Here is a 22436-nt window from a genome sequence, read left to right as displayed (position 1 = left end):
AGCTGAAATTTTAGCTTTTGCTGGTTGAGGAGCCGTATAAGTATTTGAGAAGGTTTTATTATCTGGATAAGCCACATCTGCTTTCAGGTTGTCGCCATCTTTTTTCACCTTAACAGTTACTTGTTTATCAGTCTTGTCATAGGTAATACCTGGTGTATTTCCAGCTACTTCCTTAACAGTGTAAGTGTGTTCACCTTCTTCGGTGTACTCAATTGGTGCAAATGTTACTTTTCCGTTTTTGTTTGTAACAGTTTGAAGCTTGTTAGCACCCTCGTACAATTCAAAGCTGAATTCGCCATCTGTTAGATCACGTCCTGTAAGAGTTTTATCTAGTTCGATGGTAGCTTGAGTTGCTTTAGGTTTTGCTTTTGGATTGACGATTGTCTTCGTTACCGCATGATCCGTTTCGCTAAAATCTTCAGCATTAACTGGGGTATCAGCAGTAGTAATGGTATAACCTTCAGGTGCTTGTAACTCAGTTAAGATGTATTTATCTTTTAAAAGACCATTGACTGTGATATTCCCATCTTTATCGGTCACATATTCACCGATTACTTGGTTGTTGGCTTGACGAACCACTTTGAATTTAGCTCCAGCAAGTGGTTGATTCGCGTCGCCCACTTTATGGATGTTAATGGTAAAGACATAACCAATACCAGAACCACCAGCAATTTGAACGGTGGCTGGATTTACTACTTCTTTAGTCTTAATGTTCTTACCTTTTAAAGTAGCCTGGTTATTTAAGACTTCCCCATCGACTGGTGAGTAATTTAAATGGACATCATACGTAATACGGTATTGATCCGTCTCACTGATATCTCCAAGATTCACAACAAATGATTGACCATTTTCACCAACAGTAACAGGATGTTCATTGGTTACATCCTTAGTATTATTAAATTGCCATTCACCATCGACATAAGACATCTCACCTTTTGTCACACGAAAACTATCTTTAACGTAAGAAGCATTGGTAAATTGCAAATTGTCTTCTACTGTTACCTCTTTCATATTTTCCTTTAGCTGGTTCACAGAAATGGTATAGGAAATAGTCCTAGGGTCATCTGAGTGAACCCAACTTGTTTTCTTTAAAAGGTTTGGATTACCATCCCCAACACCTTTAAAGGTAACTTTACCTGCAATAGTTGTTTTGTTGTTAACCGTCACTTCAACCGGAATTTCTCCTTGTTGAGGGTGCTTCTTGAAGTCGATACGGGCATAGAAGAAAAACGATCCCTTAGTATCTGAGTGATTTTCTGCATAATCGGTGTAAGTTAAGGAGATTTTTTTATTATCCTTGTCAACCTTTGCATGAGCAATCACTTCCTTGGTACCGTCAACTTTGATATCAAAACTATTTGAAGTAATAATTAAGGCATCTGGTACAGTGATGTCTGTGGTATCTCCTGCTTTAACATCCTTACCAGTTAAGTCGAAATTAGCATTAATACGGAACGTTGCCCATTGTCCTAATTCCCAATTCAGATTTCCGCCTTCATTACTGGATACTTGAATATTCTTAATCGTATCCACGAATTTACCGCTAACGGTTACTCCAGGTGTCTCGGCTGACGTTTTGGTCAGGCCGAGAGTGAAGAGAACCGTTAATAAAGCAAGGATAAATGTGAAAATTTTGATATTTTTTCTATTATCCATTTTATCTTCCCCTTTTTCCATAAAAATCCTATTCCCACGAAACAATATGGTAAAACTGGTTGAGATCTGTATAGGCTCCGTAAGATCTCCCACTCCCCAAATTGAATCTTGAGAAAGACCTAAATATATTTGTTTTAGCAAGGAAAATATTTTACTTTTAAAATTATTCCCTACAAAGGGAATTATAGCAAAAATAATGAGTTGCTTCAAGCTAAAAAGAGTGAATTTTTGCACAAATTATCTATTAAAATGCTTTTTCATTTACTTTCTAAAATTTTCAGAATACATGCATGAAACTGTCATAAAATATCCAAAGGTGCGTAAAATGAGCAGAAAAATGAATGACATTATTAAAAAAATACGAATAGTAGTATAGGGGAGACGCTAGACCAAAGTGATGGTATAATAGAAGAGATAGAAACATTTTAGAATGAAAGAGGAATGATGATGACAAAAATTCGTGGATTTGAACTTGTATCAAGCTATACCAATCAGGACTTGTTGCCAAAACGGGAGACGACCCATGCGGCTGGCTATGATTTGAAGGTAGCCGAGCGCACAGTGATTGCACCAGGAGAAATCGTCCTAGTCCCAACTGGGGTCAAGGCTTATATGCAAGCGGGTGAGGTGCTCTATCTCTATGACCGTTCCTCTAATCCTCGTAAAAAAGGTCTGGTCTTGATCAACTCTGTGGGGGTTATTGATGGAGACTACTATGGCAATCCAGGAAATGAAGGCCATATCTTTGCTCAGATGAAAAATATTACCGATCAGGAAGTTGTTCTTGAAGTTGGGGAACGTGTGGTTCAGGCTGTCTTTGCTCCTTTCTTAATTGCAGATGGAGATGAGGCGGATGGAGTACGGACCGGTGGATTTGGGTCAACAGGGCACTAAGATGAAGATTATCTTTGTCCGTCATGGGGAGCCAGATTATAGTATGCTTGATAAACTTGAAAATCCGCGACTCTATAGTGGTTTTGGTCGTGATTTAGCACCATTGACAGAAAAAGGTCGTAGTCTGGCAAAAGAAGTTGCTAAAACTGCATGTTTTGGAAAGGCAGAGATTATTATTTCATCGTCTGTGACGAGGGCTTTAGAAACAGCACATTATATAGCAGTTGAAACAGGATTGGACTTATTTGTGGAGCCGTTTTTTCATGAGTGGCGTCCAGACATAGATGGTACTAACTCTGATTTAACTAGTGTATTGGTAGCTCATGAATATTATCTAAAACATCAAGGAGTTTTATCTGAAGATTCTCCTTATCGCTATGAAACTGATCTAGAGATGCGTCATCGTTTTTTAAGAGCTTTGGAAAAATATAAAGATTATAAAACTATTATCATTGTAACTCACGGAATGCTCATGCGCCAATTTGTACCAGACGAGAAGATTGATTTTTGCCAAGTGATTGAATGTGAGATAGAGATGTAGAAAGAGCTTTATTATCGCAAAGAAAAAGGCGACATTTGTGTGTCAAAATTGTGAATATAATTCCCCAAGTATATAGGGCGCTGTCCAAACTGTGGGTCTTGGTCTTCTTTTGTTGAGGAGGTTGAGGTTGCAGAGGTCAAGAATGCGCGTGTGTCCTTGACGGGGGAGAAAAGACAGAAAGAAGAAATTTGCGACCGGCTTGCTGCTTGTATCTTCTCGTATCTTTGAGAAGCGTCGGGCTTCTTGCTTTACTAATCCAGATTTAAAAGATTTTTTAGAGGAAAACGGTGCTAAAAGCATAGAGTTTATAGGGGTAGATGGCAAAGGCTGTGTTAAGGCTTCCGTTTTGTCAGCTACCAAGGAGAATTAATAGTTTTATGGGGAGCTTAATATGAAAATTATTTTTATCCGTCATGGAGAGCCAGATTACCGTGAGTTAGAGGAACGTTCCTATACTGGATTCGGGATAGATTTGGCTCCCTTATCTGAGAAGGGGAGGAAACAGGCTCAGGACCTTTGCCAAAACCCCTTGTTCCAATCAGCTGATCTGCTAGTAGCTTCAGCAGTGACGCGAGCTTTAGAAACGGCTTTTTATGTATCCTGTGCTACGGGACTTCCTTTGAGGGTAGAGCCATTATTGCATGAATGGCAGGTTTATGAAACAGGTATAGAGAACTTTGAGACAGCTAGATGTCTGTTTTTAGAAAACAAGGGGGAGTTGCTCCCGAATTCTCCTGTTCAATATGAGACAGCTGTAGAGATGAAGTCTCGTTTTCTAGAATGCATGGCTAAGTATCGGGAACATCAAACTGTGGTAGTTGTAGCCCATCGCATGCTCATGCGTCAATTTGTACCGAATGAAACCATTGATTTTTGCCAAGTGATTGAGTGTGAGATAGAGATTTAGAAAGAGGTTTATCATCGCTAAGAAAAAAACGACATTTATTTGTCAAAATTGTGCCTACAATTCACCCAAATATCTAGGGCGCTGTCCCAACTGTGGTTCTTGGTCTTCCTTTGTCGAGGAGGTCGAGGTCGCAGAGGTCAAGAATGCACGAGTGTCCTTGACGGGTGAAAAGACCAAACCCATGAAACTGGCGGAGGTGACCTCCATCAATGTCCATCGGACCAAGACGGAGATGGAGGAATTCAACCGCGTCCTTGGAGGCGGTGTCGTCCCAGGAAGTCTCGTCCTAATTGGTGGCGATCCAGGGATTGGGAAATCGACCCTCCTCTTACAAGTCTCAACCCAGTTGTCTCAAGTAGGGACCGTTCTCTATGTCAGTGGTGAGGAGTCGGCTCAGCAGATTAAGTTACGAGCAGAGCGCTTGGGAGATATCGATAGCGAGTTTTACCTCTACGCTGAGACCAATATGCAAAGCGTGCGTGCGGAAGTGGAACGCATCCAACCTGACTTTCTTATCATCGACTCGATCCAGACCATTATGTCTCCTGAGATTTCAGGGGTACAAGGATCGGTTTCTCAGGTGCGGGAAGTAACGGCTGAACTCATGCAGCTGGCTAAGACCAATAATATTGCCATCTTTATCGTTGGGCACGTAACAAAGGAAGGAACCTTGGCAGGTCCTCGGATGCTGGAACATATGGTGGATACGGTACTCTACTTTGAGGGCGAACGCCACCATACCTTCCGTATCTTGAGAGCAGTCAAAAATCGTTTTGGTTCCACTAATGAAATCGGGATTTTCGAGATGCAATCAGGTGGACTGGTTGAGGTCCTCAATCCGAGTCAGGTCTTTCTGGAAGAACGCTTGGATGGGGCGACTGGCTCGTCCATCGTTGTGACAATGGAAGGGACGCGTCCGATTTTGGCGGAGGTGCAGGCCTTGGTGACGCCAACCATGTTTGGAAATGCCAAGCGGACGACGACAGGGCTTGATTTCAATCGGGCCAGTCTCATCATGGCAGTGCTAGAAAAACGAGCGGGTTTGCTCCTTCAAAATCAGGATGCCTACCTCAAGTCTGCAGGTGGTGTCAAGTTGGATGAACCAGCTATCGACCTAGCCGTAGCCGTAGCCATTGCTTCCAGCTACAAGGACAAACCAACTAACCCCCAAGAGTGTTTCGTTGGAGAGCTGGGCTTGACAGGAGAAGTTCGCCGAGTCAATCGGATCGAACAACGGATCAATGAAGCTGCCAAACTTGGTTTTACCAAGATTTATGTTCCGAAAAATTCTCTGACGGGGATTTCGACACCATCAGGGATCGAAGTTGTCGGTGTGAGTACACTGTCTGAAGTCTTGAAGAAAGTATTTTAATAGTAGAAAAGGAGGCTGGGACAAAAGTCCTAGCCTCTTAATTGTTTTTGGATTGTCGAGCAAAACGCAGTGGTTGAGTGGGCTCTACTACGCTGATTTCATCAGCTTTTACAGCCCTACTCAACTGTGCGGAGGTTAGACGACGAAATCGAATTCTAACGAATTACCGATTTCTGTCCCACTTTCTTTTTTCAGATGTGACAGATGACAGGAGGTATCCCCTGACAGAAAGGATCGGATATGGTAAAATAATAGATAATTTGAATTTCAAAGGAATGAAGGAGAGACCATGTCTTATTTTGATAATTTTTTAACAGCTAACCAAGCTTATGTGGCGCTACATGGAGACCTCCGTCTTCCGATTAAGCCCAAAACACAAGTAGCCATTGTGACCTGTATGGATTCCCGTCTTCACGTGGCGCCGGCACTAGGTCTGGCTCTTGGAGATGCCCATATTTTGCGGAATGCTGGAGGGCGCGTGACAGAGGACATGATCCGCTCCTTGGTCATTTCCCAGCAGCAAATGGGAACCCGTGAAATTGTGGTCTTGCACCATACAGACTGTGGCGCACAGACCTTTGAAAACGAGGGTTTCCGTCAGCATCTCAAGAAAGAACTGGGAGTGGATGTGGGAGATCGTGACTTCCTTCCCTTTCAAGACATTGAAGAGAGTGTCCGTGAAGATATGGAGCTTTTAAAAGCTTCCCCTTTGATTCCAGAGGATGTGGTGATTTCAGGAGCTGTGTATGATGTGGACACCGGATTGATCTCAGAAGTGAAATAAGCAGATAGAAGAGTATAGGAAGACAGAACGATCTTTGTTTTCCTGTATTCTTTTTTTGGTGTAAAAAAAGTGAACCGGATAGGAAAAAATGTGACAATTTAGCACAAATTGTTAAAAAATATGTGGTATAATATGACATTTTAACAAGAATATTACAAATTAATTTCAACAGATTGACTCTCGATGTCAAGGATGTTACAATTTTATTTGTATCATGGAATCATGAAATATGAAAAAGGAGATCCTATAAATGAAGGATGTATTTAATAAGCGTCAGCGCTTTTCATTGCGAAAATATAGCGTTGGGGTTTGTTCAGTTCTTTTAGGAACGGCACTCTTTGCTGCAGGAGCTCAATCTGCGTCAGCGGATGAAGCAACAGCACCTTCTGAATCTGCAGGAACAGCAACTTCAGAAGCAGTACAACCTGCTACAACAGAGTCAAGTCAATCAGAAGCACCAGCTGCTTCTAAGGCATACGGGGAAGGAGCATCAGTTCCAAAAATTGACCTTTCTGGGACTGCTGCTGCAACTTCAGAAACACCAGCTCCAGCAACTGAAAAAGCTGAAGTAGTTGAAACACCAGCTGCTACAGAAAACAAGGAAGCTAAAGCTGAAGAAGCTGCAAAACCAGCTAAAGCTGAAACTAAAAAATCTGAAGAAGCTCCAAAAACGACAGCGTCATCAGAAACCAGCAAACCTGTAGAGAAGAAAAAAGAGTCAAGCTCTAAACCAGCTTCTACAACAGCGGCTACCACAGCTCAACCTACTGCAACTCCTGCTGCAGCAGGTGAAAGCTCAGAAAGAGCAGCTGCAAGAGAAGAAGCAGCTACACCAGCAGGAACGACTACTTTTTCAGCTACTGTAAGTTCAGCAGCTCCAATCACTGATACCAAACCAGCTGCGCAAGCAGATCCAGCAGCAACAGATCGTGGCGCATCACTCGATCGTGCAGCAACTGATTTGACGAATGCTGGTGCTTTGGCAACAAGTCGTAGCCGTCGTGGACGTCGTGCTGCTACAGACCACAATAACGAGCCGGTTGCTGTAGCAACTTTCCTAAAAGACGGTGAAGTTGCTACACCTGATATGGAAAATCCAAACGGTGCAACTGTTTCATCTCAAACGGTGCCAGCTGGTTACGCTGCTAAAGAAGGCGATGTCTATACTTATAGCATCGTAGACCTCACTCGCTTTAATGAACGTTACAATACAAACTACTACACACGTGCTTACAAGGGATTTAATGATTCTACTGATACTACTGTAGAATTAATTGATAAAAATACAGGTAATGTAGTAGAAACTAGAAAAATTACTGCATCTAGTGGTATTCAAAAATTCACTACTACTGCTACTGCATCTAGAGGAGAATTAACTTGGCAAGTTGATTACGATCCAGGTACAGGAGCTGGACCTGGTAAAACGGACCAACCATTTATTCAATATGGTTATGAAGTCGGGGCAAGTATTCAAGCTTTAGTAGCTCCAGGACACCAACTAACACGTGACGAACAAAAATTATACGATGCTGTTTATGCTGCTCGTACATCAACAGATATTATCAACGTTGTAGAACCAGCTTATAACGGTCGTACGATTACGGATACCAATGCTAAGATTCCAGCAGCAGTTAATAAAACAACTTACTATAAAGTAGTTGATAAAAATAATCCAACATTTAATGCGAATAAAACAGATGTAAATGTTCAAGATTATAAAGAAAATGGCAATGAAGTAAACTTGGCTTCATACACCCTTAAAGCTATGGAAGGGCAAAACTTCACAGCATCTGGAGAGCGTCAATTTGATGGCTATAAATTGTATCAAGCAGCTGATGCAAATGATCAATCAGGTTATGTAAGTCGTCCTTACAAAGTTGGAACTAAATTCATGGACGCTGAGCGTGCAGGAATTAAACGGATTAAAGAAATCGTAGGTGAAGATGGAACTGTAGTCGTTCGTGTTTACCTTCTAGATCCAAAACAACAAAGCAAACGTTCTGACGGTAGCTTGAGCACTGATGGCTACATGTTGCTAGCAGAAACGAAGCCGATTAAACCTGGTGATTATAACAAACAAGAATTAGCTGTTAAGAAATCACCACTTCACACAATTCCTTTCACAGATAGTAAAGGTGTAACCTATGCAAATGGTAAAGAAGTTCCATTTGACTTCCAAAAAGCTGCTGGATACACACCGTATAAGACTGTCTTTGTTCCATTCTTGGGAGATAATATTGGACACCTTTCTCCAAACGAACAATTGATTCGTGGGGTAAATGGTATTGGTACAAACGTTGACTTGCTCAACTCTTTGACACCATACAAACAACCAGTTTATTACTATGAAAAGATTGCCCCAATTGATGTGGAATTGAAGGTTACAAAAACTTTAACCGACTTAAATACGACAAATAAACGTATCTTACGCGACGGGGACTTTACTTTCAACATCAAGAATGCTGATGAAAATACACCAGCTATTGATGAGGATGTGAAGAATAAAGCAGATGGATCTGTAATCTTTAAATCTAAAGAATTGACTCAAGCAGATGGCAATAAAAAGACAGTACCGTTGATCACTTTGGACAAAGAAGGTGTCTACAAGTACATCATTACTGAAAAAGCTGGTACAGACTCAGACGTCGACTATGATGGTATGAGTGTTACTGCAACCGTTACAGTTAAAGAAAAGAAAGATGCCACCGGTAAAAAATTAGGTGAGTATGGATATAGTGTTGCATACTCTTCAACTGGTGGTCAAGACAGTAATGGCGTTGCAAAAAATCCATCACTTCCAGCCAATGATGACACTGAATTCAACAACTTCGTAGTAGCCCCAGTTAAGACCAAGTTTGATTTTAGTAAGGCTCTTGCAGGTCGTAAGTTACAAGATGATGAGTTTACTTTCGTTCTTAAAGATGAATCTGGAAATGTTATTCAAACGAAAAAGAACAAAGCAAATGGTGTGATCGCTTTTGACGACTTGACATTTACAAAAGCTCAAGTTGGTACTCACAATTACACAGTTGAAGAAGTTATTCCAGCAGATAAAGAAGCTGGTATGACTTACGATACAATGAAGGCTGAAGTGACGATCACTGTTACGAAGGAAGGTCATGTACTTAAAGCGTTTAATATGCTTCCAGAGGACACAGAGTTCAACAATACCTTCACTCCAGGTGCGGTGAAAGTTAACCTTGACTTTGATAAATCACTTTCAAACGGTACTTTGAATGCTGGTGATTTCAGCTTTACCTTGACTGGTGATAACAATGTTAATGAAACTGTAACCAACAAAGCTAACGGTAAGATTAACTTTAGCGAATTGTCATTTGATAAAGAAGGTGTCTACAACTACACTGTTAAAGAAGTGAAAGGCAACAATGCCGATGTAGACTACGATGAAATGACAATCGGCGTGAAAGTAACTGTTACAAAAGATGCTGCAACAGGTCTTTTGAGTGCCAAGACTGAAATGACTTCAACAGGTGGTGAAGCAACTGGTAAGGATGACAAGATATTCAACAACCACGTTGTGGCTCCTGTGACTGCTCAATTCGACTTCAGCAAAGCTCTTGCAGGTCGTGACTTGAAAGCTGGTGAATTTAGCTTTGTATTGAAAGACAAAGATGGTAAAGTCATTCAAACAAAACAAAATGATGTCAACGGTAAAGTTAAATTTGACGCATTGACATTCACAAATGCTCAAGTGGGTGACCACAAGTACACTGTAGAAGAAGTTCAAGGTTCTGAAGCAGGTATGACTTATGACCCAATGAAAGCAAACGTAACAGTAACGGTTACGAAGTCTGGTCATGCGCTTACTGCTGTTGCAACTCTTCCAACAGATACAGAGTTCAACAATACCTTCACACCTGCTGCTACACAAGCTCAATTCAAGTTCACTAAACGTCTTGAAGGTAAAGCACTTGAAGCAGGTGCCTTCGAGTTTGAATTGCTTGAAAACAACAACGTTATTCAAACTAAGAAAAATGCAGCAGATGGTTCAATCACATTTGATGCTATTGAATACAGCGCTGAAGGTGAACACACTTACACTGTGCGTGAAAAAGCTGGTAACGATACAAATATCGATTACGATACAATGAACGCAGAAGTGAAAGTTAAAGTTACTAAAGATGCTGCTACAGGTCTCTTGAGCACTGCTGTTACAATGCCTGAAGACACAGAGTTCAACAACTATGTGGTTTCTCCAGTTGTAACGAAATTTGACTTCACTAAGAAGTTGGCTGGCCGTGAGCTTAAAGATGGAGAATTCAAATTCATCCTTAAAGATGCTAACGGACGAGAAGTTGAAACAGTAACCAATAAAGCTGATGGTACGGTAACCTTCTCAGAATTGTCATTCGACAATACAAAAGTTGGTACTCATACCTATACAGTAGAAGAAGTGATTCCTGCAAACAAAGAATTCGGAATGACTTACGACCAAATGAAAGCAACTGTTACAGTTGAAGTTGCCAAGAACGGTCACTCATTGACAACTGTTACAAACGTGACTTCAACTGGTGGTAAAGATGCCAATGGTAAGGCTACTGATGGTACTGCAGATAAAGAATTCAACAACAAAGTTACTCCTCCAGAAACTCCAGAATTCCAACCAGAAAAATTTGTCGTTTCTAAAGAGAAATATGACATCACTGGTAACAAGTTGATGGATGACGACGATGAGTTGACAAATGAATACACTGAAACAAATGCGGATCCATATGTAGACAAGACAACTAACAACGAACCAGAAAACTTGAATACCAAGACAGTTAAACGTGGTTCTAAATTGGTTTACCAAGTATGGCTTGATACTACGAAATTCACAGAAGCAAACAACATCCAATACGTTGGTGTATCTGATACATACGACGCTGATAAATTGGACGTCAATGCAGCGGATATCAAAGCATATGATTCAGTAACTGGTGCAGAAGTAACCAATAAATTCGACATCAAAGTTGAAAATGGTACGATCACTGCAACTTCTAAAGATGAATTTATCAAAGATAAAGTAAACGCTCCTGTTATCGACACAACTAAGTTCGAGTTTGGACGTTACTATAAATTTGATATCCCAGCAACTGTTAAAGAATCTGTTAAAGCTGGTGCTGATATTGAAAATACAGCCAACCAAACAGTTCACGTTTACAACCCAGTAAGCAAAACAGTTGAAAAACCTGAAAAACCAACACAAAAACGTGTCAACAGCGTTCCAGTTCCAGTGGAAATGAACTTCACTAAACGTTTGGAAGGTCGTGAACTTCAAGCCAAGGAATTCGAATTCGTATTGAAGAAAGACGGCGTTGAAGTTGAACGCGTGAAGAATGACGCTGCTGGTAAGATTGTCTTCAAGACTCTTGAGTTCGGTCGCGATGATCTTGGTAAGACATACAACTACACAGTAGAAGAAACTCCTGGTACAGATGCAACTGTCAAATACGACACAATGGTTGCTACTGTTAAAGTAGTTGTTTCACACGATGGTACAGCAAAAGCAATTGTTGCCAACGTAACAGATGCAGCTGATAAAGAATTTAACAACCGTGTAACTCCTCCAACAGAACCTAAGTTCCAACCAGAGAAATACGTTGTTTCTAAAGAGAAATACGATATCACTGGTGACAAGCTTGTTGACGATGATAGAGAGTTGGCAGACAAGTACGCAGATACGAATGCGAACCCATATGCAGACGATGCATCAAACAACGAAGCAGAAAACTTGAATACCAAGACTGTTGAACGTGGTTCTAAATTGGTTTACCAAGTATGGTTGGATACAACTAAATTTGACGCAGCTAACAAGGACAACATCCAAACAGTTGGTATCTCAGATAACTATGATGAAGCGAAATTAAATCTTAATGCAGCTGACATCAAAGCTTACGACTCTGTAACAGGTGCAGAAGTAACTGATAAATTCGATATCGCTGTCAACAACGGCGTGATCACTGCTAACTTGAAAGCTGGCTTCACGAAGTCACTTGGCGATGCAGAAAACACACAAGTCATCGACACAACTAAATTCGAATTCGGACGTTACTATAAATTTGATATCCCAACAACAGTGAAAGACGATGTTGTAGCTGGTGCAGATATCGAAAATACTGCGGCTCAAGTTGTAAACTACTACAACCCAACGACTAAGAAAGTTGAAAAACCTGAAAAACCAACTGAAAAACGTGTCAACAATGTTCCAATCTCAGTAGAATTTAACTTCACTAAGAAATTGGAAGGTCGCGACCTTAAAGCTGGCGAATTCACATTCGAGTTGAAAGATAGCGACAATGTTGTGATCGCAACGGCAACCAACGACGCAGACGGTAACTTCAAGTTCACTCCAGTTGACTACACAAACAAAGCTGGTAAAACTGTCACTGCCCTTAAATACCAGAAGGGTCAAGAAGGTACGTACACTTACACTGTAACAGAGGTGAAAGGTACAGATTCAACTGTCACTTATGATGAAATGGCTGCAGTGGTAACTGTTAAAGTAAGTCATGATGGTACTGCGAAAGCCTTGATCACAAACGTGACAGATCCTGCCGATAAAGAGTTCAACAACCGTGTCACTCCACCAACAGAACCTAAGTTCCAACCAGAGAAATACGTTGTTTCTAAAGCGAAATTCGATATCACAGGTACGAAGCTCGTTGATGACGATTCTGAATTGACAGATAAATATGGTGAAACAAATACAAACCCATATGTCGATACAACTGCCAACAACGAAGATGAAAACTTGAATACCAAGACTGTTGAACGTGGTCAAAAACTTTACTACCAAGTATGGTTGGATACAACTAAGTTTGACGCAAACAACAAAGACAACATCCAAACAGTAGGAATCACAGATAACTACGACAAGGATAAATTGACTGTTAATGCTTCAGATATCAAGGTTTACGATTCAGTTACTGGTGCAGATGTTACGACTAAATTCGATATCTCTGATAACAATGGTGTTCTGACAGCTAACCTTAAGGATGGCTTCACTAAGTCACTTGGCGACGCTGAAAACACTCAAATCATTGACACTACTAAGTTTGAATTTGGACGCTACTATAAATTTGATATCCCAGCAACAGTGAAAGACGATGTCGTAGCTGGTGCAGATATCGAAAACAAGGCAGCACAAGTTGTTAACTACTACAACCCAGTAAGCAAGACTGTTGAAAAACCAAACAAACCAACTGAAAAACGTGTCAACAGTGTTCCAATCTCAGTAGAATTCAACTTCACTAAGAAATTGGAAGGCCGTGATCTGAAAGCTGGCGAATTCACATTCGAGTTGAAAGACAGCGACAATGTTGTGATTGCAACTGCAACCAACGATGCAGCTGGTAAGATCAAGTTTGCCCCAGTAGATTACACTAATAAAGCTGGTGAAACTGTTACTGCCCTTAAATACAAGAAGGGTCAAGAAGGTACTTACAAGTACACAGTAGAAGAGGTTAAAGGAACAGACGCAACCGTTACATACGATACAATGAAAGCTGTCGTTACAGTTGAAGTTCGTCATGATGGTACAGCGAAAGCCTTGATCACAAACGTGACAGATCCTGCTGATAAAGAGTTCAACAATACTGTTCGTCCTCCAGAAGAACCTAAGTTCCAACCAGAGAAATACGTTGTTTCTGAAGAAAAATTCGATATCACAGGCGACAAGCTCGTTGATGATGACAAAGAATTGGCAGACAAGTACGCAGATACCAATGCGAACCCATATGCGGACGATGCATCAAACAACGAAAAACAAAACTTGAATACGAAGACTGTTAAACGTGGCGACAAGTTGGTTTACCAAGTATGGTTGGATACAACTAAATTCGACGCATCTAACAAGGACAACATCCAATCAGTAGGAATCTCAGATGACTACGATGAAGCGAAGTTGGAACTTGATTCTACTAAGATCAAAGCTTACGATTCAGTAACAGGCGCAGAAGTAACAGATAAATTCGATATCGCTGTGAACAACGGTGTGATTACTGCAACCCTTAAAGATGGCTTCACTAAGTCACTTGGCGACGCAGAAAACACACAAGTGATCGACACAACTAAATTCGAATTCGGCCGTTACTACAAGTTCGACATCCCAACAAAAGTGAAAGCTGATGTACCTGGTGGTGTAGATATTGAAAATACTGCGGCTCAAGTAGTTAACTACTACAACCCAACAACTAAGAAAGTTGAAAAACCAAGCAAACCAACTGAAAAACGTGTAAACAACGTTCCAGTTGAAGTGGAATTCAACTTCACTAAACGCTTGGAAGGCCGTGAACTGAAAGCCAACGAATTCAGCTTCGTTCTTAAAGATTCAGAAGGTAAGACTCTTGAAACTGTGAAGAACGATGCATCTGGTAACGTTAAGTTCTCAGCTATGTCATTCAAGAAGGGTGACGAAGGTGTTCACAACTACACAGTAGAAGAAGTTAAAGGATCTGACGCAACCGTTACATACGACACAATGAAAGCGAATGTAACAGTTACAGTTAAACACGATGGAACAGCTAAAGTTCTTATCGCGACTGTAGGCGACATTGCGGATAAAGAATTTAACAACCGTGTCACACCTCCAGAAGAACCTAAGTTCCAACCAGAGAAATATGTATTGAATACAGCGAAATTCTCTATCACTGATAACAAGCTTCTTGACGATGATGCCGAGTTGACTGATAAATATGGTGAAACAAATACTGATCCATATGTTGATAAAACAAACAACAACGAAGCAGAAAACATCAATACTAAGACTGTTAAACGTGGCCAAAAACTTTATTACCAAGTATGGTTGGATACAACTAAATTCGACGCAGCTAACAAGGATAACATCCAAACAGTTGGTATCACAGATGACTTCGATGAAACTAAGTTGACTGTGAATGCTTCAGACATCAAGGCATACGATTCAGTATCAGGTGCGGATGTTACATCTAAGTTTGACATCTCAATCGCTAACGGTGTAATCACAGCTAACCTCAAAGATGGCTTCACTAAGTCACTTGGCGACGCTGAAAACACTCAAATCATTGACACTACTAAGTTCGAGTTTGGACGCTACTATAAATTTGATATTCCAGCAACTGTGAACGCAGACGTTCCTGGCGGTGCGGATATTGAAAATACTGCGACTCAAGTAGTTAACTACTACAACCCAACGACTAAGAAAGTTGAAAAACCTGAAAAACCAACTGAAAAACGTGTTAACAACGTTCCAGTTGAAGTGGAATTCAACTTCACTAAACGCTTGGAAGGCCGTGAGCTTAAAGCTAACGAATTCAGCTTCGTTCTTAAAGATTCAGAAGGTAAGACTCTTGAAACTGTAAGCAATGATGCGGCTGGTAACGTTAAGTTCAAAGCTCTTGAATTCAAGAAGGGTCAAGAAGGCGTACACAACTACACAGTAGAAGAAGTTAAAGGATCTGACGCAACCGTTACATACGACACCATGAAAGCGAATGTAACAGTCACAGTGAAACACGATGGAACAGCTAAAGTTCTTATCGCGACTGTAGGCGACATTGCGGATAAAGAATTTAACAACCGTGTGACTCCTCCGGAAGAACCTAAGTTCCAACCAGAAAAATATGTTGTTTCAGAAGAGAAATTCGATATCACTGGTGACAAGCTCGTTGATGATGACAAAGAGTTGGCAGACAAGTACGCAGATACCAATGCGAACCCATATGCGGACGATGCATCTAACAACGAAGCTCAAAACTTGAATACGAAGACTGTGAACCGTGGCGACAAGTTGGTTTACCAAGTATGGCTTGATACAACTAAATTTGACGCAAACAACAAGGACAACATCCAATCAGTAGGAATCTCAGATGACTACGATGAAGCTAAATTGGAACTTGATTCTACTAAGATCAAAGCTTACGACTCAGTAACAGGCGCAGAAGTAACAGATAAATTCGATATCACTGTGAACAACGGTGTGATCACTGCAACCCTTAAAGATGGCTTCACGAAGTCACTTGGCGATGCGGAAAACACACAAGTCATCGACACAACTAAATTCGAATTCGGACGTTACTACAAGTTCGACATCCCAACAACAGTGAAAGCTGATGTACCTGGTGGTGTAGACATCGAAAATACTGCGGCTCAAGTGGTCAACTACTATAACCCAACTACTAAGAAAGTTGAAAAACCAAGCAAACCAACTGAAAAACGTGTCAACAACGTTCCAGTTGAAGTAGAATTCAACTTCACGAAACGTTTGGAAGGCCGTGAACTGAAAGCTAACGAATTCAGCTTCGTGCTTAAAGATTCAGAAGGTAATACTCTTGAAACTGTAAGCAATGATGCGGCTGGTAACGTTAAGTTCAAAGCTCTTGAATTCAAGAAAGGCCAAGAAGGCGTACACAACTACACAGTAGAAGAAGTTAAAGGATCTGACGCAACCGTTACATACGACACCATGAAAGCGAATGTAACAGTTACAGTGAAACACGACGGAACAGCTAAGATTCTCGTAGCAACTGTAGGCGACATTGCGGATAAAGAATTTAACAACCGTGTCACTCCTCCAGAAACTCCAGAATTCAATCCAGAAAAATATGTTCTAAACGAAAAAGAATTTGATTTGACTGGAACTTCATTATTAGATGATGATAAAGAGTTGGCAGACAAGTACGCAGATACCAATGCGAACCCATATGCGGACGATGCATCTAATAACGAAAAAGCGAATATCAATACTAAATCAGTTAAACCAGGTCAAAAACTTGTTTACCAAGTATGGTTGGATACAACTAAATTTGACGCAAACAACAAAGACCATATCCAATCAGTAGGAATCTCAGATGACTACGATGAGGCTAAAGTTGATGTTGATGGTTCAGCAATCAAAGCTTATGATGGTAAGACTGGTGCGGATGTAACAGCTAAATTCGATATCACTGTGAACAACGGTGTGATTACTGCAACCCTTAAAGATGGCTTCACGAAGTCACTTGGCGATGCAGAAAACACACAAGTGATCGACACAACTAAATTCGAATTCGGACGTTACTACAAGTTTGATATCCCAGCTACAGTGAAAGCCGACGTTGCAGGTGGAGTTGACATCGAAAACACTGCGGCTCAAGTAGTCAACTACTACAACCCAACTACTAAGAAAGTTGAAAAACCTGAAAAACCAACTGAAAAACGTGTCAACAGCGTGCCAGTTGAAGTAGAATTCAACTTTACTAAACGTATGGAAGGCCGTGAGCTTAAAGCCAATGAATTCAGCTTCGTTCTTAAAGATTCAACTGGTAAAGAAGTTGAAACTGTGAAGAACGATAAAGATGGTAACGTTAAGTTCTCTAAACTTGAGTTCAAGAAAGGTCAAGAAGGCGTACACAACTACACAGTAGAAGAAGTTAAAGGATCTGACGCAACCGTTACATACGACACTATGAAAGCGAATGTAACAGTCACAGTTTCACACGACGGAAAAGCTAAAGTTCTGATCGCGAAAGTTGGCGACATTGCGGACAAAGAATTTAACAACAAGGTGACTCCTCCAGAAACTCCAGAGTTCAACCCAGAGAAATACATCTTGAACGCTGAGAAATTCGACCTTACTGGTAAATCACTTCTTGATGATGATAAAGAATTGGCAGACAAGGTTGCGGAAACAAACGCAAATCCTTACGCTGATAAGGCTGACAATAATGAAGCAGCAAACATCAATACTAAGACTGTGAAACGTGGCGATAAGGTTGTTTACCAAGTATGGTTGGATACAACTAAGTTCACTGAAGCGCACAACATCCAATCTGTTGGTGTTACTGATGACTACGAAGAAGACAAGCTTGACATCAATGTTGCAAACATCAAAGCTTACGACTCTGTAACAGGCGAAGATGTGACTGCTAAATTTGATATCAAGGTTGAAAACGGTGTGATCTCTGCAACTTCTAAAGCAGACTTGACTAAGTCACTTGGAGACGCAGAAAATACACAAGTTATCGACACAACTAAGTTGGCCTTTGGACGTTACTACAAGTTTGAAATTCCTGCAGAAATTAAACAATCTGCTCAAGATGGTGTGGACATTGAAAATACGGCTTCACAAATCGTACACCAATACGATCCAACTAAGAAGACTGTAGAAAAACCAGAAAAACCAACTGAAAAACGTGTAGTCAACATTCCAGTTAAAGTTCAATTCCAATTCACTAAAAAATTGGAAGGTCGTGCATTGAAGGCTGGTGAATTCAGCTTCGTTCTTAAGGACGAAAAAGGAAATGTGATCGAAACCGTAACCAATGATGCGGCTGGTAAGATCACCTTCTCAAATCTTGAATTCAAACGTGGTGAAGAAGGAACTCATCTCTACCATGTAGAAGAAATCCGTGGCACAGATTCTAGCGTTGAATACGATAAGATGGTTGCCACTGTGGGTATTATGATTAACAAAGACGGTAAAGTATTGACGGCTATTACTCAGTTGCCAGAAGATACAGAGTTTAACAACACTGTTATTCCGCCAACAACACCGCCAAATACACCACCAACAACACCGCCAAATACACCACCAACAACACCACCGAATACACCGCCGACAACACCACCGAATACGCCACCAACACCACCAACAACACCGCCAACACCACCAACGCCACCAACACCTACAACTCCTCCAGCTCCAGCACTTCCTGAAACTGGTGAAGAACAATCAGCATCTGCTGCATTGTTAGGTGCTGCACTTGGTATGGTTGGCCTTGCGGGACTTGCAAAACGCAAAAAACGCGAAGACTAAAATTGAGGTGACATCGACAAACTTGTTGATGAGGTGACAATTTTAGATCCAACAGGAAGAGGCTTTGCTCGAAAGAGCAAGGCCTCTTTGTTTGGTATTGGAAACTTAGAAAAACATGCATAAATGTGATGAAAAAGTTTCAGTAAAATTCTATATATTCATTTCATTCGGTTACTAGTTTCAGTAAAATTCCATTGACTTGAAGTAGAGAAAACAGTATACTAGTAAAGCAATTTGATCTTTCAAACTGCCGGCAACAAGGGGAATGAATCCACTTTGAATTGGGATACAGTAGGGTTTGGAGTGGTAGTACTTCACACCCTTATTGTCGTCAGTTACCCTAGTAAGACCAGACTTGTGAAACAAACACAGGTTTCTTTTTTGCATAATTATAAAAGCTTATAGAACCCTCCTGCTCCATATAATCAGGAGGGTTCCGTTTTATTTTTAAAAAGCTGGTGATCCAAGAAATATTGTGAATTTCCTATAGGTTCTCTTCCATATTTATGTTACAATTAAACTACTATTATCGAAGGGAGAAACTATGATTAATTCAATTGTTTCACAAGGTTTGATTTGGGCCATTTTAGGGTTAGGAATCTTTATGACGTTCCGAATTCTAGATTTTCCAGATATGACAACAGAAGGCTCCTTCCCGCTTGGAGGAGCGGTGGCGGTAACCTTGATTACCAAAGGGGTCAATCCACTCCTTGCGACGCTGGCTGCTATTGGAGCAGGGTGCTTGGCGGGACTTGCGACGGGCCTTCTCTACACAAAAGGGAGAATCCCGACACTCTTGTCAGGGATCCTTGTAATGACGTCTTGTAACTCGGTTATTCTCTTTGTCATGCAGCGGGCTAATTTGGGACTTTTGGGCTATAAAAAAATACAGGATTTTCTTCCTTTTGCCAGTGGGTTCAATGAGATTCTGATTGGCTTGATTTTCGTAACGCTTGTGATCCTTGGTTTGATCTTCTTCTTGGATACACGCTTGGGTCAAGCCTATATTGCGACAGGGGACAATCCAGATATGGCCAAGAGCTTTGGGATCAATACCGACCGGATGGAATTGATGGGCTTGGTCATTTCAAATGGGATTATTGCTCTTTCTGGTGCACTGATGGCCCAGCAAGAAGGCTATGCGGATGCTTCACGTGGGATTGGTGTCATTGTTATTGGGCTTGCCAGCCTCATTATTGGAGAGGTGCTCTTTTCAAATGTCACTTTGACAGAGCGCTTGCTCAGTATTGCGATCGGATCGATCGCCTACCAATTTTTGATTTGGGCCGTGATTGCGCTTGGCATCAATACCAGCTATATTCGAATCTTCAGTGCCTTGATCTTGGCTATCTGCCTGATGATTCCAACCTTTAAGGGAAAAATCATGAAAGGAGCGAAACTCAGTAAATGACAGCAATTGTAGAATTAAAAAATGTAACCAAAGCCGTGAGCAATGGGATGAACGAAGAAAAAGTCATTCTGGATGATGTTTCCTTGGAAATTCGAGAGCATGATTTTATCACGATTTTGGGGGGCAATGGAGCTGGAAAATCAACCCTCTTTAATACCATTGCAGGGACGCTTCCGGTGAGCAGTGGGAAGATTTATATTTTGGGGGAAGATGTAACAAACTATTCTCCTGAAAAGAGAGCCAAGTACCTATCGCGGGTCTTTCAAGATCCTAAAATGGGGACAGCGCCTCGCATGACGGTTGCGGAAAACCTCTTGGTAGCGAAGTTTCGCGGAGAAAAACGTGGCTTGATTCCGCGTCACTTGGCCAGCTATAAAGAAGAGTTTCAAACAGTCCTTGCTAAGATTGGCAATGGCTTGGAAAATCATATCGACACAGCCGTTGAGTTTCTATCGGGTGGGCAACGACAAGCCTTGAGTCTGTTGATGGCGACACTGAAACGCCCAGAACTCTTGCTTTTAGATGAACACACTGCTGCCTTGGATCCAAAAACCAGTCAGGCCCTCATGACCTTGACGGATCAGTTTGTGAAACAAGATGCCCTCACAGCTCTTATGATCACCCACCATATGGAAGATGCTTTGAAATATGGAAATCGCTTGATTGTGATGAAAGACGGACACATCGTCCAAGATCTCAATCAAGAAGAAAAAGCCCAAATGACCATCGCAGATTATTATCAATTATTTGAGAAAGAATAAGATACAAAGCCCGTAAAATGCAAAGTGAAAATAGAGAGTGGGACAGAAATCGGTAATTCGTTAGAATTCGATTTCGTCGTCCCACCTCCGCACAGTTGAGTAGGGCTGTAAAAGCTGATGAAATCAGCGTAGTAGAGCCCACTCAACCACTGCGTCTTGCTCGACAATCCAAAAATAATTGAGAGGCTAGGACTTTTGTCCCATCCTCTTTTCTTTTTCTTAAATCATCAATAAAACCGCATAAAAATTGGAACTAGTTTCAGCTGAAATCGCTTGCAATTACTCAGGTAGGTGAGTATAATATAGTTAGAAAGATGAAGAAGGGATTGATACCAATGCCTTATCGAGTTGAAATTTAGGTTACTTCGTTTTAGGCCTGTTTTGCTGATAGCTGTTCATGCTCTTATCGTAAAAGAGCAGTTATGTCGTGTGTGTCGGATCGGTTGGACGGTCGGGCAAGCCTGCTTAGTTTGTCCGGAGACATAAGAAAACGTGGAAATAGTAGGTAGAAGCTTTTTATAAAGGTTTTCAAACTTCAATGCGTCCAGTCGAAAGCTCATAAATTTAGATTTGGGATAGCAAAGAAAACCTCTGGTATTTTACACAAATACTATTAAATGAAATCAACATCATAAGCATTGTTTTGTTAGCCAAAAGGTTAATTGCACCAAGTCAGTGAAGCAGACCAGGCCTCTAGTCCCGTAAGACTGGAGGCCATTTTTTATAAAATACCCAGGAGGAGGTGAGAGTATGGGATTGTCGTATGCGCAAGAATATAGTTGTCGTGACCATTTCCGGCAAAGAGCTTTTGAGCGCTTTGGCGTAGATGATCAGCACTTGAATAAGTGGATCAACCAACACCTCTCCTCCCTCTCTCCTTATGATAGTAATGTGGTTCAACCCGCCAACACAGAAGCCTATGTAGCCAGTGATGGGGTCATCTTTGTCTGCAATATCAAAAGTCGGGAGTTCATCACTTGCTTTAAGGCGGTTAATTACCAAGAATCTAAGGAAGAAGAGGAAGCTTATACGGACATTCACGAAAACAATGTCGCTTCCTTCAAAAAAGATGTGACCTACCTAGTCAATCGCTACCGACTCAAGGAAGCCAAAGAGCTGTTTGAAAACATTGGGGAGGACTTGGATGATTTTTATCGCCTGTCCCAAGCGGTCAAGAACGGCCAATTGAGCGAGCGAAATAGTAAGCGCCTAGAGGAGTTGTTAGGCAAGTTTCATGTGATCAAGGCAGCCATGCGGATCATTGAAAATAAACGGGGAGATTACCATCTTTAGGGTCTTTTCCCCCTAAAAATAGGCGCCTAGAAGCCCTCTCAT

At 41.2% G+C, this 22436-nt stretch carries 10 protein-coding genes and 2 pseudogenes; 11 read left to right on the top strand and 1 reads right to left on the bottom strand.

From position 1 onward, the window contains the following. Positions 1 to 1656 (bottom strand): Ig-like domain-containing protein (locus WKT08_RS07020; RefSeq protein WP_340281031.1); only part of this gene is annotated, 1656 nt, incomplete at its 3' end. Positions 1657 to 2103: 447 nt separating this feature from the next. Here WKT08_RS07020 and WKT08_RS07015 point away from each other — a divergent pair. The 11 genes and pseudogenes from WKT08_RS07015 (at position 2104) to WKT08_RS06965 (ending at position 22394) form a co-directional block, all read left to right on the top strand. Then, positions 2104 to 2550, top strand: coding sequence for a dUTP diphosphatase (locus tag WKT08_RS07015; protein ID WP_223325841.1), 447 nt, complete (start codon positions 2104 to 2106; stop codon positions 2548 to 2550). 1 nt (position 2551) lies between these two features. Then, the gene (locus WKT08_RS07010; RefSeq protein WP_223325842.1) at positions 2552 to 3091 is read left to right on the top strand and encodes a histidine phosphatase family protein; all 540 of its coding nucleotides are present in this window, start codon (positions 2552 to 2554) and stop codon (positions 3089 to 3091) included. 37 nt (positions 3092 to 3128) lie between these two features. After that, a pseudogene (locus tag WKT08_RS07005) lies at positions 3129 to 3280 on the top strand (hypothetical protein); the annotation flags it as partial. Then, positions 3258 to 3458: pseudogene (locus WKT08_RS07000) on the top strand (isochorismatase family protein); the annotation flags it as partial. The pseudogenes WKT08_RS07005 and WKT08_RS07000, both read left to right, overlap by 23 nt. 24 nt (positions 3459 to 3482) lie before the next feature. After that, positions 3483 to 3998, top strand: a complete 516-nt coding sequence (locus WKT08_RS06995; RefSeq protein WP_340281029.1) for a histidine phosphatase family protein — start codon at positions 3483 to 3485, stop codon at positions 3996 to 3998. Positions 3999 to 4008: 10 nt separating this feature from the next. After that, positions 4009 to 5370 carry a DNA repair protein RadA gene (gene radA / locus WKT08_RS06990; protein WP_195423586.1) on the top strand — a complete coding sequence of 454 codons (1362 nt, stop codon included), beginning with the start codon at positions 4009 to 4011 and terminating at the stop codon, positions 5368 to 5370. 289 nt (positions 5371 to 5659) lie between these two features. Further along, the gene (locus WKT08_RS06985) at positions 5660 to 6154 is read left to right on the top strand and encodes a beta-class carbonic anhydrase (protein WP_031575690.1); all 495 of its coding nucleotides are present in this window, start codon (positions 5660 to 5662) and stop codon (positions 6152 to 6154) included. 250 nt (positions 6155 to 6404) lie between these two features. Then, positions 6405 to 18929, top strand: coding sequence for an SspB-related isopeptide-forming adhesin (locus tag WKT08_RS06980; protein ID WP_340281026.1), 12525 nt, complete (start codon positions 6405 to 6407; stop codon positions 18927 to 18929). Between the two features lie 544 nt (positions 18930 to 19473). Beyond that, on the top strand, positions 19474 to 20340 hold the full coding sequence (locus tag WKT08_RS06975) for an ABC transporter permease (protein WP_031575696.1): 867 nt from the start codon (positions 19474 to 19476) through the stop codon (positions 20338 to 20340). Further along, positions 20337 to 21101 (top strand): ABC transporter ATP-binding protein, encoded by a 765-nt coding sequence (locus WKT08_RS06970; RefSeq protein WP_070586758.1) that lies wholly within the window; start codon positions 20337 to 20339, stop codon positions 21099 to 21101. The genes WKT08_RS06975 and WKT08_RS06970 overlap by 4 nt, the downstream gene beginning before the upstream one ends. A 750-nt stretch (positions 21102 to 21851) precedes the next feature. Continuing rightward, entirely contained in the window at positions 21852 to 22394 is a 543-nt protein-coding gene (locus WKT08_RS06965) for a hypothetical protein (protein ID WP_129824652.1), read from the top strand. The last annotated feature ends 42 nt before the right edge of the window (positions 22395 to 22436 follow it).

This window comes from Streptococcus sp. HCA-5024 (assembly GCF_037890265.1).
Classification (GTDB): Bacteria; Bacillota; Bacilli; order Lactobacillales; family Streptococcaceae; genus Streptococcus; species Streptococcus lingualis.
The sequence above is the reverse complement of the archived record's forward strand: the minus strand, read 5'-3'. Positions and strand labels throughout refer to the sequence as shown.